This window comes from Pseudomonas sp. Q11 (assembly GCF_024494355.1).
Classification (GTDB): domain Bacteria; phylum Pseudomonadota; class Gammaproteobacteria; order Pseudomonadales; family Pseudomonadaceae; genus Aquipseudomonas; species Aquipseudomonas hefeiensis.
Window position 1 is genome coordinate 150,338 of sequence record NZ_JAKNQY010000009.1, and the last position, 17,604, is coordinate 167,941.

General features: G+C 60.6%; 18 protein-coding genes. 5 read left to right on the forward strand and 13 right to left on the reverse strand.

The window, feature by feature from the left end:
- Window positions 1–34 precede the first annotated feature (34 nt).
- The 10 genes from MA884_RS12235 to MA884_RS12280 form a co-directional block, all read right to left on the reverse strand.
- Window positions 35–1,441: a saccharopine dehydrogenase C-terminal domain-containing protein gene (locus MA884_RS12235; RefSeq protein WP_256230780.1), complete on the reverse strand. Its 1,407-nt coding sequence runs from the start codon at window positions 1,439–1,441 to the stop codon at window positions 35–37.
- A gap of 126 nt (window positions 1,442–1,567) precedes the next feature.
- Entirely contained in the window at window positions 1,568–2,368 is an 801-nt protein-coding gene (locus tag MA884_RS12240) for a DUF3618 domain-containing protein (RefSeq protein ID WP_256230781.1), read from the reverse strand.
- Window positions 2,365–2,796 carry a phage holin family protein gene (locus tag MA884_RS12245; RefSeq protein ID WP_256230782.1) on the reverse strand — a complete coding sequence of 144 codons (432 nt, stop codon included), beginning with the start codon at window positions 2,794–2,796 and terminating at the stop codon, window positions 2,365–2,367. Before MA884_RS12245 ends, MA884_RS12240 begins: the two co-directional genes overlap by 4 nt.
- On the reverse strand, window positions 2,796–3,449 hold the full coding sequence (locus tag MA884_RS12250) for a hypothetical protein (RefSeq protein WP_256230783.1): 654 nt from the start codon (window positions 3,447–3,449) through the stop codon (window positions 2,796–2,798). Before MA884_RS12250 ends, MA884_RS12245 begins: the two co-directional genes overlap by 1 nt.
- Window positions 3,450–3,698: 249 nt before the next feature.
- Window positions 3,699–4,628 carry a ZIP family metal transporter gene (locus MA884_RS12255; RefSeq protein ID WP_256230784.1) on the reverse strand — a complete coding sequence of 310 codons (930 nt, stop codon included), beginning with the start codon at window positions 4,626–4,628 and terminating at the stop codon, window positions 3,699–3,701.
- Between the two features lie 109 nt (window positions 4,629–4,737).
- Window positions 4,738–5,619 carry a manganese catalase family protein gene (locus MA884_RS12260; RefSeq protein ID WP_256230785.1) on the reverse strand — a complete coding sequence of 294 codons (882 nt, stop codon included), beginning with the start codon at window positions 5,617–5,619 and terminating at the stop codon, window positions 4,738–4,740.
- Between the two features lie 332 nt (window positions 5,620–5,951).
- A complete protein-coding gene (locus MA884_RS12265; protein ID WP_256230786.1) occupies window positions 5,952–6,266 on the reverse strand; it encodes a general stress protein in 315 nt (104 codons plus the stop codon).
- Between the two features lie 292 nt (window positions 6,267–6,558).
- Window positions 6,559–6,753: a metallothionein gene (locus MA884_RS12270; RefSeq protein WP_256230787.1), complete on the reverse strand. Its 195-nt coding sequence runs from the start codon at window positions 6,751–6,753 to the stop codon at window positions 6,559–6,561.
- Window positions 6,754–6,795: 42 nt separating this feature from the next.
- Complete coding sequence (locus MA884_RS12275) at window positions 6,796–7,059, reverse strand: hypothetical protein (RefSeq protein WP_092402906.1); 264 nt, start codon at window positions 7,057–7,059, stop codon at window positions 6,796–6,798.
- Window positions 7,060–7,116: 57 nt separating this feature from the next.
- Window positions 7,117–7,626: a ferritin-like domain-containing protein gene (locus MA884_RS12280; protein ID WP_256230788.1), complete on the reverse strand. Its 510-nt coding sequence runs from the start codon at window positions 7,624–7,626 to the stop codon at window positions 7,117–7,119.
- A 194-nt stretch (window positions 7,627–7,820) separates the two neighbouring features.
- Here MA884_RS12280 and MA884_RS12285 point away from each other — a divergent pair, with 194 nt between their 5' ends.
- A complete protein-coding gene (locus MA884_RS12285) occupies window positions 7,821–8,660 on the forward strand; it encodes an NAD-dependent protein deacetylase (protein ID WP_256230789.1) in 840 nt (279 codons plus the stop codon).
- Between the two features lie 119 nt (window positions 8,661–8,779).
- Here the strand turns inward: MA884_RS12285 and MA884_RS12290 are convergent, their stop codons facing one another.
- The gene (locus MA884_RS12290) at window positions 8,780–9,682 is read right to left on the reverse strand and encodes a LysR family transcriptional regulator (protein ID WP_256230790.1); all 903 of its coding nucleotides are present in this window, start codon (window positions 9,680–9,682) and stop codon (window positions 8,780–8,782) included.
- 166 nt (window positions 9,683–9,848) lie between these two features.
- On the opposite strand from MA884_RS12290, the gene MA884_RS12295 reads away from it, so the two are divergent.
- From MA884_RS12295 to MA884_RS12305, 3 genes are read left to right on the forward strand one after another with little or no spacing between them, the layout of a single operon-like run.
- Complete coding sequence (locus tag MA884_RS12295) at window positions 9,849–10,547, forward strand: CoA transferase subunit A (protein WP_047227779.1); 699 nt, start codon at window positions 9,849–9,851, stop codon at window positions 10,545–10,547.
- Between the two features lie 33 nt (window positions 10,548–10,580).
- Window positions 10,581–11,246, forward strand: a complete 666-nt coding sequence (locus tag MA884_RS12300) for a CoA transferase subunit B (RefSeq protein WP_003180355.1) — start codon at window positions 10,581–10,583, stop codon at window positions 11,244–11,246.
- Between the two features lie 11 nt (window positions 11,247–11,257).
- Window positions 11,258–12,439: an acetyl-CoA C-acetyltransferase gene (locus MA884_RS12305; protein ID WP_256230791.1), complete on the forward strand. Its 1,182-nt coding sequence runs from the start codon at window positions 11,258–11,260 to the stop codon at window positions 12,437–12,439.
- A gap of 432 nt (window positions 12,440–12,871) precedes the next feature.
- Here the strand turns inward: MA884_RS12305 and MA884_RS12310 are convergent, their stop codons facing one another.
- Complete coding sequence (locus tag MA884_RS12310) at window positions 12,872–13,585, reverse strand: FadR/GntR family transcriptional regulator (RefSeq protein WP_256230792.1); 714 nt, start codon at window positions 13,583–13,585, stop codon at window positions 12,872–12,874.
- 304 nt (window positions 13,586–13,889) lie between these two features.
- On the opposite strand from MA884_RS12310, the gene gudD reads away from it, so the two are divergent.
- The gene (gene gudD / locus MA884_RS12315) at window positions 13,890–15,233 is read left to right on the forward strand and encodes a glucarate dehydratase (protein ID WP_160894147.1); all 1,344 of its coding nucleotides are present in this window, start codon (window positions 13,890–13,892) and stop codon (window positions 15,231–15,233) included.
- A 131-nt stretch (window positions 15,234–15,364) separates the two neighbouring features.
- On the opposite strand, the gene glgB is transcribed toward gudD, so the two are convergent.
- On the reverse strand, window positions 15,365–17,599 hold the full coding sequence (glgB, locus tag MA884_RS12320; RefSeq protein WP_256230793.1) for a 1,4-alpha-glucan branching protein GlgB: 2,235 nt from the start codon (window positions 17,597–17,599) through the stop codon (window positions 15,365–15,367).
- Between the last annotated feature and the right edge of the window lie 5 nt (window positions 17,600–17,604).

Genomic DNA, 17,604 nt, shown 5'->3' on the forward strand with positions numbered 1-17,604 from the left:
CCAATGTGGGAGCGGGCTTGCTCGCGATGGCAGTTCAAAACCGCGTGAAATGCTCGAACTGCCAATCATCCGCCGCGCCGTCCAGGGAAGACGTGTGCGCCGCGCCGGTCGGCCTCCAGTCGGTCTGCTTGCCCACCAGGGTACCGAGGTAAGGCCTGGCCACTTCCAGCACTCGTTCGTAATCCATTTGCTCCGGCTCGACGATGCCGCGATCCGGATTTTCCACCGCCCAGACAATCCCTGACAAAACCCCCGCCGCCACTTGCAAGCTGGTGGCATTGTTGAAGGGCAAGAGCGCCCGGGCTTCATCGATGGTCAATACCGAGCCGAACCAGTAGGCATTGAGTTCATGCCCCATCAGCAAGACGCCGAGCGCATCGGCCCCGATGCTGTCGATTTCACCGTTGAGAATGCGTTGCTGATGCTGGCTCTGCCAGCCTCGGCCGATCAACTCATGGATCGACAGCAAGGCATCGTTGCACGGGTGATAGGCGTAATGCAGTGTGGGGCGATAGATTAGTTTCTGCTCGTCCTTGAGTGTCAGCAGGTCGGCGGTCGAGGCGGTTTCGTGGTGGGTGATCATCAGCCCCAGGCACGGCCCGCCCAACGGTGTCCAGGTCTTGACCGGCACGGTGGCGCTGGGGCGCTCGAGGTAAATGGCGTTGCGGCTGCCGAAGCGGTGGCGCCTGGCTGATGTCGGCCAGGTACGCTCGTGGGTGCCCCAGCCCAGCTCGGCCGGTTGACGGCCTTCGTTGATCAGTCCTTCCACCGACCACGTATTGACGAATTCATCGTCCTGCTTGAGACGGCTGGAGCGCTGGGTGTCGCGCTCGGCAAAATGAATCACCTTGATGCCTGTCTCCTTGCACAACCTGGCCCAGTCCACGCCTTCGCGGTTCTGTGGCAAGCGATGGTTCAATTGCACCGCCAGTTCCACCAGGCCAGCCTTGAGCAGATGGCTGATCAAACCGGGATTGGCACCATGGGCCACGACTGCCGTCGGGCCTTTGCCCAGTTTTTTGCGCAGGCCCAGCATCTGGTAACGCAACGCATAATTGGTGCGATGGGAGAGATCCAATAACGGATCATCGTAGCCACCGGCCCAAGGCTCGATGCAGGTATCCAGGTACAGCGCGCCTTTGTCGAAGGCATACGTCATCAAAGCCAGCGAACTGACTTCCACCGACAGGTTGACGATGAAGTCGCCGGGTTTGATGAAGCGGTCCAGGGTTTGAGTGAAGGTGTGTTCAGTCAGCGCTTTGCGGACAAAGCAAATGCCCCGCTCCTTGAACCAGATATTCTTCTCGATCACGGGCGCGATGACCGTGATTTGATTGACCGGGACGTGATCCTGCCGCAACAGCAGCGGCAGCGTGGCCCGGGTAATGGAGCCAAATCCGATGAAGATCAGATGGCCCGAAAATCTGACCCGGTGCTTCATGTGCAGTCTCCCCGGAACTTTAACGATGGAGCCATGAAATACCGGTCACCGGACTTTGGCTACTGTCAGGCACGACAGGCACCCGGCGCAGGCGTTGCCGGCCCTGCGCCGTGGACCGCGCTCAACTTAAGACGTGCCCAGCCCCTCAGACAGGTCCGTGCCGGAAGACGCCTGAGCACGCGCGGGGGCTTCGTCACGATGCTCAGTGGTCTTGCTCACGCTATCGCGCACCGTCGCATAACCCTCGCGCGCTGCTTGCCTGGCCTTGTCGGCCAGATCGGCGCTGGTCTTGCCCATCACCCGCTGCTCAGTGGCGGTACTGGGCAGTGCGGCGCCGAGCATGGCGCCCAGCGCGATTCCCGCGGCCGCCATCATCAACGGTTGCTCCTTGAGCAGACGGCTGAATTGATCACCCAGGTCCTGCGAGCCATGGGCCATGCGCTCACCCGTCTCGTGAGCTTTGCTTCGGGCATGACTGGCGCTGGCGCCCAAACCGTCGGCCAGATGCGAAGCCTTGTCCTTGAATTGATGAAACCCGTCGCGCAACGAATCGGTGGTGCTGTGCAGATGCTCCTTGGCACTGTCCAGGCCACCGGCAAGCCCTTCGCTCCAGCCGCTGGCATCCTGGTCCGGGCCGACGCGATAGCCGACACGTGGAGGATGGTTCTGTCCGAGCATCAGCCAGCACAACCCCACCGTGGTCAGCACGGTGGGCACCGGGTTGTTACGTACCGTGGTGCCCAGATTGCCGAAAAACTGCGACCCGTTACCTTTGACCAGGGTCAGCGCCTGGTCAAGCATCTGCCCCGGCGTGAACTTGCTGCCCAAAGCATCGACGATATGGCTGATGTGGGCCCGTTGCTCGTCGATCTCGCGCTCGATGGTTTCCGGGCTCTTTTGGGATTCGGTTTTGAGTTCATCCTTCATGAGACTTTCCTCCGCAGGGCTTCCTGGTCTTTGTTCAGCGCATCGAGCGTTCGGTCAGGCTTGAAATGGGAGGGTTCAAATTGCTTCTTCCCCGACTGCACCATGATAAAACCAATGATCATGACCACCCCGCCGACGATCAACGCCGCGAGCCAGGGCTGCATGATCGTGCTCAAGCCATAGACCACCGCCATCAACAGAATGATAAAACCGGCCAGCAGCACGATTGCTCCACCCGCCACGCCGGCAATACCGGCCTTGAGGGTATTCAGGCTGGCCTGGAACTCGGCCTTGGCCAGCGCCAGCTCCTTGGTAAAGAGCGAGGGGACTTCATGGGTCAACTGCTTCAACAACCCCACCACCGAAGCATCGTTATCGGGCACCGACGTCCCGACGGGACGCTGAATATCTGGGTCTGGTCGGTTCATTACAATTCTCCTCGGGTATTGGCCGAACCTGGCAACGAGCCAGTAGCGGCATCACTGGGATGGTCCTGGGTACTGGGCGAAGCGGGAGTGATGCCGCTGGCCAGGCCACCGGCGGTGTGGGTGCCAGGGGCTATGGGATCAGGGTTCGGATCAAAGGGTCCACGGGCGGCAAATCCTCCGCTTGGCGGGCTTGAACGGCCGGCGGCGGGATCAACTACTTCGGCCGGGACGGGCGAGCTGCCGGCCTTCAGAAACCGCGACAGGCCGAAACCCACCGCTACACTGCCGGCCAGGAACAGGCCCGGATTTTCCCGAGCCAGCCGAGAACCGTCGTGCAGCAATTGTTCGGCGCTCATGTGGCGTAATTTGCTGGACAGGCCACTCATCGAATCGGCCATGTCTGCCAAATAGTGGGATAGACCCAGGGTGTCGCTGGCCTCAATCTCCGACACGGCCGATTTGGCACCACGCGCCAGTGCATCGATCTGATCCGCTGCCGTATCGCGGTATTGGCCGAAATGCGTATCGGCCTGCTCACGAGCGCTGCCGATGGCTTCGCTCACGTCCTCCTTGATGTGGTTCAGGTGATCCTCGGGTCGGGTCTGGCCCGAAGTGCCGCTTTCTCGCTCGGGGTTGTTGTCCGGGATAGTCATGTCTGTCCATCGCCTCCGTGATGAATACTCGATACCGGGAAGCCCCGAGGGGTGCCCGATGACGTGCCTCTCAGTACAGATGACGGAGCAGGTTGGGGCGTAGTTCAAACGAGTTTCACTGCGGGACGCCGCGCGGTATCAAAGGCCGCTGGTTTGTTTGCGGGCACAAAAAAATCGGGCGCTGACGTATTCGCCAGGCCCGATTCCAATCTCGCTAAAACCTTCGTGGGTCCAGTGCTCGACGGCCTGCTAACCCAGTGCCGTGTCGAGAAACATCATCACCGCAAACCCCATCATCAACCCCAGCGTGGCTGGCGTTTCGTGGCCGTTGCGGTGGGTTTCCGGAATCACTTCGTGGGACACCACAAAGATCATCGCCCCCGCCGCCAACCCCAGGCTGATGGGATACGCCACGGCCACGCCCGAGGACATGCCCAGCCCGATCACCGCGCCCAGCGGCTCCATCAGCCCCGAGCCTACCGCGATCAGCGCGGCACGCAGCGCGCTGATCCCGGTGACCCGCAGCGCCATGGCAATGGCAAGTCCTTCGGGGATGTCCTGAATCGCAATGGCGGTGGTCAGGGGCATGCCGACCTTCAGATCGCCATTCGCAAAACTCACGCCGATGGCCATGCCTTCGGGCAAATTGTGCAAGGTGATGGCGAGTACGAACAACCAGACACGGTTGATGCGTTCCGATTGCGGACCGCGCCGGCCGCTCACCTCGTGTTCGTGGGGCACGAAACGGTCAAGGCCGATCATCAGGGCCACGCCCAGGCCCAGGCCGAGCACCACGACAAACGCGGCGAGCAACTGATTGCCAACGATATTTTGTGCCGCTTCGATACCCGGCAGGATCAGCGAAAACGAACTGGCGGCGAGCATCATGCCCGCGGCGAAACCGAGCATGATGTCCTGGGTGCGCGAAGAGATATCCCGCAGCACCACCGCCATCAACGCGCCCAGGGCGGTGGCGGCAAAACCGGCGGTGCCGCCCAGTACCGCATACCCCAGATTATGACGGTCGGCCCCCACCAATGCGTTGTAACCGCTGTAGAGCAATAACGCGGCGACCACCACCAGCCCCAGCCAGAAGCTCACCCCCAGCAGCAGGTTGTTTTGCACAGGATCCAGCCAGGTACGCCAGGGCGATCGGATCCGGGAGGTGGGCTGGTCCATCGAACATCCTTACTGGTTTTTTGCCAGGTCATGTCGGATCGTTCATGCAACGCCAGGAACGATCAGACGCAATTTTCAGGCGAAGGAGCCAAGCTCCCTCGCCGGTTTCCTACAGTTTGTCACCTTGCATCCCTGAACCCAAGTCGGCACCTGTCATGGGGTCGCTTTCCGGGTTGGACAGGGTGCGTGCCTGCATATCCATCAGCAGTGCTTCGTCTTTTTTACTCAGTTGCACACTCGCCAAACCATCACCGCCATCCACCGCCGGCGTTGGATTCTCGACGAATTCCCACGCCTCGCCCTGGTTCCAGGGACCACGCACCGAAGGCTCGCCCTGGGACATATTGAAGTACACATTGGTGAACTCTGGCATGCCTGGCAATTTACCTTGAGGGAAATTCGGCTGGATCGAGTGCAGGGCTTTTTCGAAGGACATTTGGTGAGCGATCTCACGGGTCATCAAAAAGCCCAGCGCTTCCTTTACCCCAGGATCATCGGTCAGATTCATCAGGCGCTCATAGATGATTTTCGCCCGTGCTTCGGCGGCGATGTTGGACCGCATGTCCGCTGTCGGCTCGCCTATGGTGTCGACGTAAGCGGCTGTCCAGGGTACACCGGCCGAATTGGTCAGCGGGGACCCGGCTCCATAAAGCAGGCTGGTGATGTGAGAGTCGTTACCGGCGCCGTTGATGTCCCGGTACAACTGGCCTTCCTTTTCCACACCTTCGGCCATTCTGCCCTTGGCCCCTTTATTGAGCATCACGATGATCGAGCCGATCACCTCCAGATGGCTGAGTTCTTCGGTGGCAATGTCCATCAATAGATCCTTGCGGCCGGGATCATCCTCGGACAGGGCCTGGGTGAAGTAGCGCGACGCCGCCGCCAACTCGCCCTGGGCACCGCCGAACTGCTCAAGCAACAGATTAGCCAGCCCTGGGTTAGGCTCGGCGACACGCACGGTGTACTGCAGTCGTTTGTTATGTAAGAACATGATGAAACTCCTCGTTCAGGACACAAGCCAAGGGGCCACTGCCGGGGCAGGCCCACAGAAAATCTGAAGAAGTTAAACAATTAAAATTTATCTTTTATTTAATAAACGAGACGAACGGTAATGGGTAAGGCGCACTTGCAGAAACGCTCGACAACTGAACAAGTTATCGGCCGCTTACGTGGGGTGAATACTAATTACCACCAGCCCCGCTATATATAAATCCACCAGGCCCCATGCTATTAACATAGGGCCCGCGAGGTCATTGGACATTAAGAGTTGCGCCATCATCCTGGCTGTTTTTTCATTGCCTTTTCCACCCGCTCGAAAACTGGCTAGCGGTCGTTGGTAACGTTGCCGCCGGATACCTGACCGCCTTTTCGACCGGCCTCGGAGGCCCGCTCAGGATCTTTGGCAAAATTGCCGCCCGAGGCTTGGCCGCCTTTGCGGCCCGCTTCGGCTGCACGTTCAGGGTCATTGGCGAAGTTCCCACCCGAGGCTTGGCCACCCTTGCGCCCGGCCTCGGATGCTCGTTGCGGATTATTCGCGAAGTTGCCACCTGACGCGTGGCCGCCTTTCTTCCCCGCTTGCGATGCCTTTTCACGATCGTTAGCGAAATTGCCAGGATTCTTATTTCCTGTGTTAGCCATTTCATTCACCTCGTTAGCTGATGTTTGCGAACCCGCTGGCTCGTAGCATTCGGAAAACCTGGCGTCGACAAGGTTTTAAACATATCTTGCAAATGGCGACGAACGGCTCATGTAATCCAACGCTCTGACCGCGGTGTCGAGTTGCAACGGCCTATCAAACAAATGGCGTCCGATAATGAATTCAAGTACTCAACTTGAGCGATGCCAATCGTTAACGGGCCGCTATCCCGATTTATATTCAGGGTGACATGGGATCGCGGGGCGGAAATATTTCCTCCAGCGCGTCATCCAGTTAATTGCCATTCACGTCTGGCCCGCCAATCTTGCCGCTGCGTTCGCAATGGCAATCCGGTGCCGGACAAGGTTCGCCGTTGGGATGTTGCTCGGCGCAGGCCTGACTGCAATAGGCCTCGCCGTCGTGGTTGAACACCTGTTGCGGGTTCACATCGCATTGGCAATCGGGGCAAGCGCACTTTAACTCGCTCATGTTCGTTCTCCTGGGTTCCGGTTTTTAAAGTTGTCGTCAGGATCACACCAGCAATTGAACCTCAAGGTTCGCCGCCGCAACGCCATGGTTCGCCACATAGACCTCGGCGGTCCAGCCTTTGGTCAGGTTGCGATAAGACTGGGTGCCCAAGGCCTTGCCACTGTCCCACTCCATGACGTCGCCAATATCGATGTCATTGGCTGAACCGAGCTCAAGGACTGTGTGGTTATCTTCTTGCTCGACGTACACACCGACCATTGCCCTCTGTCGATTGATGGCCCGTACTTCACCGGTGGTCTGTTTCATACGCCTCCTCTTCTCGGTTAAAGGCGACCGAAACACCTTGCCGGCCGCTTGTCACGTTCAGCGTTTGGCTTCGGTGTGCGGGTTGGCCGAACGCTCCAGGAACGCTTGGGTGATCTGCGGCAGGTGCTCGCGCAGCCACTCGGCCATGGCGACTTCCTGCGGCAGGATCTGCTCGCACGCCCGCTGTGTTTCAGCATCGCCGGCCACTTTTGCGGCTTCGATGAGGATCGTGTAGGAGGCGATCTCAAGGTTCTCGAATACATACCCGCTCATGGCACCCTTGACCACCTCATCACTCATCGTCATGCCGCCCACCGCCTGACCGAAGGCCATGAGTTTGCCGGCCATGTCCTTGAGCATCGACGTACTGCCGCCCAGGCGCTGGATACATTGTTCCACCAGTTTCTGTTGCCCGAGGGTTTCCTGCAGGTGCTCCTCAATCCGGGCCTTGAGCTGTGGATAGTGCTCCAGGCGCTCGGCCTGGGCCTTGAGCATTTTTTCCGCCTGCTGTTCCATGGCATGGGCGTCGTTGAGCCAGTCCAACAGGTTCTCTTGAGGCGTAGCCATTTGCTTCTCCTTACCTGTGGTCGTCACTGCATTGCAGGCCGACAGTTCTGAAGTACCGTACATAGGGGTGGATGTCGCGGGACCGGAGAAAGTTTGAAGAAACAACAACGCAGGGCGACGAAAGGCGCTACGGCGGCCCTCTCGCTGACTCACGGTGCTAACCTCTACGACTCCAGGCCAGCGGAGCGATACCTATGCCCGACGATCTCCACCGTCAACCGATCGATCAATTGCTGGAGCATATGGCCGGGCGCCGTTTCCTGGTGCTTACCGGTGCCGGCATCAGCACCCCGTCAGGCATCCCCGACTATCGGGACAGCGACGGTGTGCGACGGGGTCGACAACCCATGATGTACCAGGAATTTCTCGCCAAACCCGAGGCGCGGCGGCGCTACTGGGCTCGGGCAATGCTTGGCTGGCCGCGGGTTCACCAGGCCCGGCCGAACGTGGCCCACGAGGCCTTGGCGATGTTGCAGGCACACCAACGCATCAGCGGCCTGATCACCCAGAATGTCGACACCCTGCATGACCAGGCTGGCAGCCACGATGTGATCGAACTTCACGGCAGTCTGCATCGGGTGTTGTGCCTGGATTGCGAACAGCGCAGTGAGCGCCAGCAGATCCAGTTGTTGATGCAAGCGCAGAATCCTTACCTGGCCGGTGTCGACGCGGTACAGGCGCCGGACGGCGATACCCTGCTGGACGCCGCGTTCGAAGCGCGCTTCCAGGTGCCCCGCTGCCCCCATTGCGACGGCGAGCGCTTGAAACCCGACGTGGTGTTTTTCGGCGAAAATGTCGCCGCCGCCACCGCCATTCGCGCCATGCACGCCGTCGAACAGGCGGACGGCCTGCTGGTAGTGGGCTCGTCGCTGATGGCCTGGTCGGCGTTTCGCCTGTGCCGGACGATCAAGGAACAGGGCAAGCCATTGCTGGCGATCAACCGAGGCAAGACACGGGCCGATGAGTTGCTGGATCTGAAGCTTGAAGAGCCGTGTGAGCAACTGCTGCCACTGCTGACACACCGCCAGCTCTAACAGCACAGTAGATCCCTGTGGGAGCGAGCCTGCTCGCGATAGCGGCGGCACATCCAGCATAGAGGCTAGCTGAACCACCGCTATCGCGAGCAGGCTCGCTCCCACAGGGGAACAGCGGATTATCGTGTGGTCAACTGCGCACCGATATCCTGCTCCCTGAGCGTATCGAACAACGCCTGCGCCGCCGCCGACAGTTCATGCCCCGGCTTGGTCAGCACGCCGATAGCCCGCTCTATCACTGGATCGCTCAGGGTGATGCAGCGGGCGCCCAGCTCATGCATCTGCCCGACACACAACGCCGGGACCGCGCTCACCCCCAACCCGCTGGCGACCATTCGGCCGACCGTCGCCAACTGATGGCTCTCGAATTCCACTGGCAGTTTCATGCCTCGGCTTTGCAAATGCTCTTCCAGCATCACCCGCACGGTGGAAGGCCGCTGCAGCGTGATAAACGGCTGCTCCAGCAACGTCTGCCACTGGATCTCGCTGCGCTGGGCCAATGGCGAATCCAGCGGTACCACCGCGACGAAACGGTCCAGGTACAACGGGGTAAAGGCCAGGGACGAACTCTGCATCGGCTCGAACGCAACTCCCAGTTCGACGTGCCGATCACGAACCATTTCCAGCACCTGTTCGTTGATCACATCGTTGACCGTGACGTTGACATTCGGATAGCGGGCGCGGAAGGTCTTGAGAATGGGCGGCAGCAGGTTGCCGGCAAAGGACGGCATCGCCGCCAACGTGACACGGCCGCGCTGCAAGGTGAAGCGCTGGCGCATTTCATCCTCGGCGTTGTCCCAATCGGCAATCAGGCGCCGGGCCAGGGGCAGCAGCGATTCGCCTTCGGGCGTCAGCGCCACGTTGCGAGTGTTGCGACTGAACAGACGCCCGCCCAAGCCCTCTTCCAAGGCCTTGATCGTCAGGCTCAGGGCCGACTGGGACAGGTGCAGCCGCTCGCACGCCACGGCGAAGCTCAGGCTTTGGGCCACGGCGAGGAAAGCGCGGATTTGCTTGAGGGTCATGGGCGCAGTGCTCCCCGCGGCAAGCGGTAAGTGTCAAGCCGCAAGCGGATAGCGGCCATTAGTGAGTTTTATCAATCAATCCAACCTAAAAATCAACTTAACAAATATATGACTTGGCGCAACACTGCATTTCATTGCGACCCCATCAAGAATAAAAGAGGTGTCTATGGCAGGTTTCGACAAACGTGTGAGTAGCTACGAAGAAGCGCTGGAAGGCTTGCAAGACGGCATGACGGTGATTGCCGGTGGCTTCGGTCTCTGCGGCATCCCGGAGAATCTGATCGCCGAGATCAAGCGCAAGGGCATCCGCGACCTCACCGTGGTTTCCAATAACTGCGGTGTTGACGGCTTCGGCCTGGGTGTATTGCTGGAAGATCGGCAGATCCGCAAGGTCGTCGCGTCTTACGTCGGCGAAAACGCTCTTTTCGAGAAGCAACTGCTGAGCGGCGAAATCGAAGTCGTGCTTACCCCCCAAGGCACCCTCGCGGAAAAAATGCGCGCCGGTGGCGCAGGCATCCCGGCGTTCTTCACCGCCACCGGGGTCGGCACGCCAGTGGCCGAAGGCAAGGAAGTGCGTGAATTCCATGGCCGCCAGTACCTGATGGAAGAATCCATCACAGGCGACTTCGCCATCGTCAAAGGCTGGAAAGCCGACCATTTCGGCAACGTGGTCTATCGCCACACCGCCCAGAACTTCAACCCGTTGGCGGCCACGGCCGGCAAGATCACCGTGGTGGAAGTCGAAGAAATCGTCGAACCCGGCGAGCTGGACCCGACGCAGATCCATACCCCAGGCATCTACGTCGACCGGATCATTTGCGGTACGTTCGAAAAGCGTATCGAACAGCGCACCGTGCGCAAGTGACCCCGCCCCCAGCCCGAATGAAGGAATAACAACATGGCACTTTCCCGCGAACAAATGGCTCAACGCGTCGCCCGCGAAATGCAGGACGGCTACTACGTGAACCTGGGCATCGGCATTCCGACCCTGGTCGCCAACTACATCCCCGAAGGCATGGAAGTCATGCTGCAGTCGGAAAACGGCCTGCTCGGCATGGGCGCGTTCCCCACCGAAGCCGAAGTCGATGCCGACATGATCAACGCTGGCAAGCAGACCGTCACCGCGCGCATTGGTGCTTCGATCTTCTCTTCGGCCGAATCCTTTGCCATGATCCGTGGCGGGCACATCGACCTGACCGTGCTGGGCGCCTTCGAGGTAGACGTGGAAGGTAACATTGCCTCGTGGATGATTCCTGGCAAGCTGGTCAAGGGCATGGGCGGCGCGATGGACCTGGTGGCCGGTGCCGAGAACATCATCGTCACCATGACTCACGCGTCCAAGGACGGTGAGTCGAAACTGCTGCCACGTTGCAGTCTGCCGCTGACCGGTGCCGGCTGCATCAAGCGCGTGCTGACTGACCTGGCCTACCTGGAAATCCAGGACGGCGCCTTCATTCTCAAAGAACGTGCCCCAGGCGTCAGCGTCGAGGAAATCGTCGCCAAGACTGCCGGCAAACTGATCGTGCCGGACCACGTGCCTGAAATGCAATTCGCTGCCCAGTGAGGAGAGATTCGATGCAAGAAGTCGTGATTGTCGCCGCTACCCGTACTGCCATTGGCAGTTTCCAGGGTTCGTTGGCTTCCATTCCCGCACCGCAACTCGGTGCTGCGGTGATTCGTCGGTTGCTGGAACAGACGGGTCTTTCGGGCGAGCAGGTCGATGAGGTAATCCTTGGCCAGGTGCTGACCGCAGGTAGCGGGCAGAACCCGGCGCGCCAGGCGTCGATCCTCGCTGGCCTGCCTCACGCGGTGCCGGCGCTGACCCTGAACAAGGTCTGCGGTTCGGGGCTCAAGGCCTTGCACCTGGGCGCCCAGGCGATCCGCTGTGGCGACGCCGAGGTGATCATCGCTGGCGGCATGGAAAACATGAGCCTGGCCCCGTACGTGCTGCCGGCTGCCCGCACTGGCCTGCGCATGGGCCACGCGCAGATGATCGACAGCATGATCACCGATGGTCTGTGGGATGCGTTCAATGATTACCACATGGGCATCACCGCCGAGAACCTGGTGGACAAGTACGACATCAGCCGCCAAGAGCAGGACGCCTTTGCCGCCGCTTCCCAGCAGAAGGCCGTGGCGGCGATTGAAAGTGGCCGGTTTGCCGATGAAATCACGCCGATCCTGATTCCACAGCGCAAAGGCGATCCCGTGGCCTTCGCCACCGACGAACAGCCCCGGGCCGGCACCACCGCCGAATCCCTGGGCAAGCTCAAACCGGCGTTCAAGAAGGACGGCAGCGTGACCGCCGGCAATGCCTCGTCGCTGAACGATGGCGCCGCCGCCGTGCTGCTGATGAGCGCGGAAAAAGCCAAGGCACTGGGCTTGCCGGTACTGGCGAAAATCAGCGCCTATGCCAACGCGGGCGTAGACCCGGCAATCATGGGCATCGGCCCGGTGTCGGCCACCCGTCGCTGCCTGGACAAGGCTGGGTGGTCTTTGGATCAACTGGACCTGATCGAAGCCAACGAAGCCTTCGCCGCCCAGTCGCTGGCCGTGGCCAAAGAGCTGAAATGGGACATGGAGAAGGTCAACGTCAATGGCGGCGCCATCGCCCTGGGCCACCCGATCGGTGCTTCGGGTTGCCGGGTGCTGGTGTCGTTGCTCCACGAAATGATCAAGCGCGACGCCAAGAAAGGCCTCGCGACGCTGTGCATCGGCGGCGGACAGGGCGTGGCCCTGGCGCTGGAACGAGCGTAAGCGGCAAAGAGCCCGACAGTGAATGCGCGGACCCACGAACATCCGCACATTCACTGGCAACACGACCGGCACAACCTGGGTTGCGCCGGTTTTTTTTGCCTGCAGGTTTTGAGCACGACTTGCCGCCCCCATCGCGAGCAGGCTCGCTCCCACAGGGATCTCGGGCGGTTGCAAGATTGGTGTTCACCACAGATCCACTGTGGTTCTTGGGTGTTCACAGATTCAGCGTCCACCACAGATCCACTGTGGGAGCGAGCCTGCTCGCGATGGCGGCGGGTCAGCTTGCATCGATGCTGAATGTACCGGCCCCTTCGCGAGCAAGCCCGCTCCCACAGGGGGATTGGGTTTTGAGCACAAAATCGAAGAACACCATTGATCCACTGTGGGAGCGAGCCTGCTCGCGATGCCGGTAGGTCAGGCGACGATGAGCCTTCAGGCCCCCGCGCCAAACCGGTCGCGGCTGTTGGTCAGGTGCAGCCACATGGCGGCACGGGCGGCGTCCGGGTCCTGGCGTTTGATGGCATTGAAAATTGCCTCGTGCTCCAGATTAGCCAACTGCGCCAGCTTTCCCAGGTCCGCTTGACCGCGTTCCACCACGTTCACCCGGGTTCGGGGAATCATCGCACTGCCCAGATGCTGCATGATTTCGACAAAACAGGTGTTGTCCGTGGCTTCCGCGATGAGCAAATGAAAGCGCCGGTCGGCGTCGACACAACTGTCGTTATTGCTGAGCAACCGCTGGTAATCATCCAGGGCCTGGCGCATCCGCTGCAGTTGGCGTTCGTTACGGCGCACGGCGGCCAGGGCCGCTGCCTGGGTTTCCAGGCCCAGGCGCAGTTCCAGGATCCCCCGCACACCTGCGGCGGTGTCGACATTGAGCCGCAGGCCCGGCTCGCCGGTCTGTTCCAGCACAAAGGTGCCGATGCCATGGCGAGTCTCCACCAACCCGGAAGCCTGCAGCTTGGATATCGCCTCACGCACCACCGTGCGGCTGACGCCATGGGCCTGCACAATGGCACCTTCGGACGGCAGTTTTTCCCCCGGTTTCAACTGCCCCAGCAAAATGCTCTGGCTCAACTTCGCCACCAGGTCATGGGCCAGGTTGTGGGTGCGTTTGCGCGGCGGTGCCTCGATGTCTGGCTGCATGGGCCGTGGGTCCTCGAAACGGAGCAGGCGGGTCGTGAGGTAAAGACTTCACAACCCTTAGCTTGTATGACAAGTGCAATCATCGCAGTCAGCGAGCGGTTTCGCCAGTGCTAAACCGAGCCTCCCGATATTTCTTTTCCTTGCTAAAAACTCCTGCAAGTAAAGGCGATGGCGATTTTTTTTAGCGTAAACCACCCAAAAAACCGACCAGACTCTCTTGTAAGATAAAAAATTCAAGTTGTATGATGTCTATCAACATCGCCCTCCTGCGATGCCCCGCATAAAAACAACGAGTGGGAAAAACATGCAGACCCAAGAAGCCACCAAAGCTCCCATCATCACCAGCATGCAGGTCGTGCCGGTAGCCGGTCATGACGGCATGCTGCTGAATCTCAGTGGCGCCCATGGCCCGTTCTTTACCCGCAACATCGTCATTCTCAAGGACAACGCCGGCCACACCGGCGTGGGTGAAGTGCCTGGCGGCGAGCGCATTCGCCAGACCCTCGAAGACGCCCGCTCGCTGGTGGTCGGCAGCCCCATCGGCACTTATCAAAAAATTCTCAACACCGTACGCCAGGCCTTCGCCGACCGGGATGCCGGTGGCCGTGGCTTACAGACGTTCGACCTGCGCATCACCATCCACGCGGTCACCGGCCTGGAAGCGGCGTTGCTGGACCTGCTGGGCCAGCACCTGGATGTACCGGTAGCCGCCCTGCTCGGCGAAGGCCAGCAGCGTGATGAAGTGAAAATGCTCGGTTATCTGTTTTATGTGGGGGATCGCCAGCAGACTGACCTGCCCTACCGCAGCGAGCCGGACGCCGACAACGACTGGTTCCGCGTACGCCACGAAAAGGCCCTGGACGCCGACGCCGTGGTGCGCCTGGCCGAAGCCGCTCATTCGCGTTACGGCTTCCAGGACTTCAAGCTCAAGGGCGGCGTGCTCAAGGGCGACGAAGAAATCGAAGCTGTCACCGCCCTGGCCGAACGCTTCCCTCAGGCACGTATCACCCTGGACCCGAACGGCGCCTGGTCACTCAAGGAGGCCATCCGCCTGTGCCGCGACCAGCACAAGGTCCTGGCCTATGCCGAAGACCCTTGCGGTGCCGAGAATGGTTATTCGGGCCGTGAGGTGATGGCCGAGTTCCGTCGCGCCACCGGTCTTAAAACCGCCACCAACATGATCGCCACCGATTGGCGCGAGATGGGCCATGCCATCACCTTGCAGTCGGTGGACATTCCCCTGGCCGACCCCCACTTCTGGACCATGCAGGGTTCGGTTCGAGTGGCGCAGATGTGCAACGAATGGGGCCTGACCTGGGGCTCGCATTCCAACAACCACTTCGACATTTCCCTGGCAATGTTCACCCACGTGGCCGCCGCAGCACCGGGTGAGATCACGGCGATCGACACGCATTGGATCTGGCAGGATGGCCAGCGGTTGACCAAGGCTCCGCTGCAGATCCAGGGTGGCTGCGTACAGGTGCCGAAAAAACCGGGACTGGGAATCGAGCTGGACACCGACCAATTGGCCAAGGCTCATGAACTGTACAAAGGGATGGGACTTGGCGCGCGGGATGATGCGGTTGCAATGCAGTATCTGATTCCGGGCTGGACGTTCAACAACAAGCAGCCGTGCCTGGTGCGCTGAACGAACCTTCTGGTTGAGCACCTATCCAGGTGGGAGCGAGCCTGCTCGCGATGAAGGCGGCACATCCAACATCGCAACAGCATCGCGAGCAGGCTCGCTCCCACAGGGTTAGTGCATGATAGGACCTGCTACTAACCCTCCGGCCGCAGAATCAACACCGCCAATGGCGGCAGATTGAGCTCCAGCGACAGCGCCTGGCCATGGCTGGCGACTTCTTCGGTGAAGGCACCGCCGCCGTTGCCGTAGTTGGAACCGGCATAGGTGTCGGCATCGCTGTTGAGCAGCTCCACCCAGCGTCCGGCAAACGGTACGCCGACCCGATAAGCCGCGCGCGGCACCGGGGTGAAGTTGGCGACCACCAGCACCGGCCGACCTTCCTTGCTCCAGCGCAGCCAGGCGTAGACGCTGTTGACCGCATCGTCACCAATCAGCCACTGGAAACCCTGAGGCGCGTCGTCCTGATCGTGCAGCGCCGGCTCTTCGCGATAGAGACGGTTCAGGTCGGTCACCAGCTTCTGCACCCCACGGTGCTCCGGGTATTGCAACAGATACCAGTCCAACTGCTGGTCGTGGTTCCACTCGCGCCATTGGCCGAACTCGCAACCCATGAACAGGAGCTTCTTGCCGGGATGGCCCCACATGAAGCTCAGGTAGGCCCGCAAGTTGGCGAATTTCTGCCAGCGATCGCCCGGCATCTTGTCGATCAACGAGCGTTTGCCGTGCACCACTTCGTCATGGGAAATCGGCAGGACAAACCGCTCGGACCACGCATACATCAGGCCGAAACTCAGCTCGTTGTGATGATGGGCGCGGTACACCGGGTCCTGTTGGATGTAATGCAGCGAATCGTGCATCCAGCCCATGTTCCACTTGTAGGCGAAACCCAGGCCACCCTGTTGCGTGCTCTGGCTGACGCCGGGCCAGGCGGTGGACTCTTCGGCGATCACCAATGCACCGGGGGTTTCCAGCGCCACCACGTCATTGAGGTGCCGCAGGAAGTCGATGGCTTCCAGGTTCTCCCGTCCACCGTGGCGATTGGGCACCCACTCGCCAGCCTTGCGTGAATAGTCGCGATACAACATCGAGGCAACGGCATCCACACGCAGCCCGTCGATGTGGAAATGCTTTAGCCAATGCAGGGCCGAAGCGAGCATGAAACCATGGACTTCAGTGCGGCCCAGGTTGTAGATCAGGGTGTCCCAATCCTGGTGGAAGCCTTCGAGCGGGTTACCGTATTCGTACAGCGCGGTGCCGTCGAACTGCGCCAGACCGTGAGTATCGGTGGGAAAATGCGCCGGCACCCAATCGAGAATCACGCCGATCTCGGCCTGGTGACAGGCGTTGACGAACGCCGCGAAATCGTCCGGCGAGCCGAAACGCGCCGTCGGGGCAAATTGTGATAGCGGCTGGTAACCCCAGGAACCCCCGAACGGATGCTCCATGATCGGCATCAGCTCGATATGGGTGAAACCCAGGTCCTTGACATAGGGAATCAGCCGTTCGGCCATTTCATGCCAGGTGTATTGCCGGGCAACCTCCCCCGCCTCGTCGATTTCGCACTGCCAGGAGCCGGCGTGCAGCTCATAGATCGATAACGGCGCACTGGGCAGATGCCGCTCAACGCGATGCTGCATCCACTCCTCGTCCTGCCACTCGATCTTCAACGGCGCGGCCACTTTCGAGGCTGTGTCCGGTGGCATCTGGGTGGCCAGCGCCACCGGGTCGGCCTTGAGCGGCAGAATGCCGTGGGCGCCGAGGATTTCATATTTGTAACCCTCGCCCGCACCAAGCCGCGGGATGAACAACTCCCATACACCGGACGGATAACGGATACGCATTGGATGCCGACGCCCGTCCCAGACGTTGAAATCGCCCACCACCGAAACTCGCCGCGCATTCGGTGCCCATACGGCAAAGCGCACGCCGTCGACACCATCGACAGTGGTCAACTGCGCGCCCAGACAGGAACTGAGGTCGCGATGATTGCCCTCGGCAAACAGGTAAAGGTCCATTTCTCCCAGCAGTGGCCCGAAGCTGTAGGGGTCTTCGGCCACCTGCTCACCGCCGGCCCAGCGGGTGCGCAACAGGTAGGGCTGGGCGCGGTCGAAATGGCCGACGAACAGACCCGGGGTTTCGCTGAGCTGCAAATCGCCCAGTACTTCGCCACCATCGCGGGCCAGCACTTGCACGCTCAAGGCGCCGGGCAGGTACGCCCGGATGAACTGCCCGCCGGCGCCATCGCCGTGGGGACCGAGGATGGAAAACGGGTCCTGATGTTCTGCGCGCACCAGCGCGTCGATGTCATGGGGGGACGGCAGTAACGACTCTTTGGCCTGCCCCTGTGGTTCTTTGTTCGAGACACTCATGATTC

Bases quoted from the DNA above. Each gene is read 5' to 3' on its own strand.
- MA884_RS12290 (WP_256230790.1), bottom strand. From the start codon at position 9,682: ATGACCCTCAAGCAAATCCGCGCTTTCCTCGCCGTGGCCCAAAGCCTG.
- glgB (WP_256230793.1), bottom strand. From the start codon at position 17,599: ATGAGTGTCTCGAACAAAGAACCACAGGGGCAGGCCAAAGAGTCGTTA.
- MA884_RS12240 (WP_256230781.1), bottom strand. From the start codon at position 2,368: ATGAAGGATGAACTCAAAACCGAATCCCAAAAGAGCCCGGAAACCATC.
- MA884_RS12275 (WP_092402906.1), bottom strand. From the start codon at position 7,059: ATGAAACAGACCACCGGTGAAGTACGGGCCATCAATCGACAGAGGGCA.
- MA884_RS12235 (WP_256230780.1), bottom strand. From the start codon at position 1,441: ATGAAGCACCGGGTCAGATTTTCGGGCCATCTGATCTTCATCGGATTT.
- MA884_RS12280 (WP_256230788.1), bottom strand. From the start codon at position 7,626: ATGGCTACGCCTCAAGAGAACCTGTTGGACTGGCTCAACGACGCCCAT.
- MA884_RS12300 (WP_003180355.1), top strand. From the start codon at position 10,581: ATGGCACTTTCCCGCGAACAAATGGCTCAACGCGTCGCCCGCGAAATG.
- MA884_RS12250 (WP_256230783.1), bottom strand. From the start codon at position 3,449: ATGACTATCCCGGACAACAACCCCGAGCGAGAAAGCGGCACTTCGGGC.
- MA884_RS12245 (WP_256230782.1), bottom strand. From the start codon at position 2,796: ATGAACCGACCAGACCCAGATATTCAGCGTCCCGTCGGGACGTCGGTG.
- MA884_RS12310 (WP_256230792.1), bottom strand. From the start codon at position 13,585: ATGCAGCCAGACATCGAGGCACCGCCGCGCAAACGCACCCACAACCTG.
- MA884_RS12270 (WP_256230787.1), bottom strand. From the start codon at position 6,753: ATGAGCGAGTTAAAGTGCGCTTGCCCCGATTGCCAATGCGATGTGAAC.
- MA884_RS12265 (WP_256230786.1), bottom strand. From the start codon at position 6,266: ATGGCTAACACAGGAAATAAGAATCCTGGCAATTTCGCTAACGATCGT.
- MA884_RS12285 (WP_256230789.1), top strand. From the start codon at position 7,821: ATGCCCGACGATCTCCACCGTCAACCGATCGATCAATTGCTGGAGCAT.
- MA884_RS12295 (WP_047227779.1), top strand. From the start codon at position 9,849: ATGGCAGGTTTCGACAAACGTGTGAGTAGCTACGAAGAAGCGCTGGAA.
- MA884_RS12260 (WP_256230785.1), bottom strand. From the start codon at position 5,619: ATGTTCTTACATAACAAACGACTGCAGTACACCGTGCGTGTCGCCGAG.
- MA884_RS12255 (WP_256230784.1), bottom strand. From the start codon at position 4,628: ATGGACCAGCCCACCTCCCGGATCCGATCGCCCTGGCGTACCTGGCTG.
- gudD (WP_160894147.1), top strand. From the start codon at position 13,890: ATGCAGACCCAAGAAGCCACCAAAGCTCCCATCATCACCAGCATGCAG.
- MA884_RS12305 (WP_256230791.1), top strand. From the start codon at position 11,258: ATGCAAGAAGTCGTGATTGTCGCCGCTACCCGTACTGCCATTGGCAGT.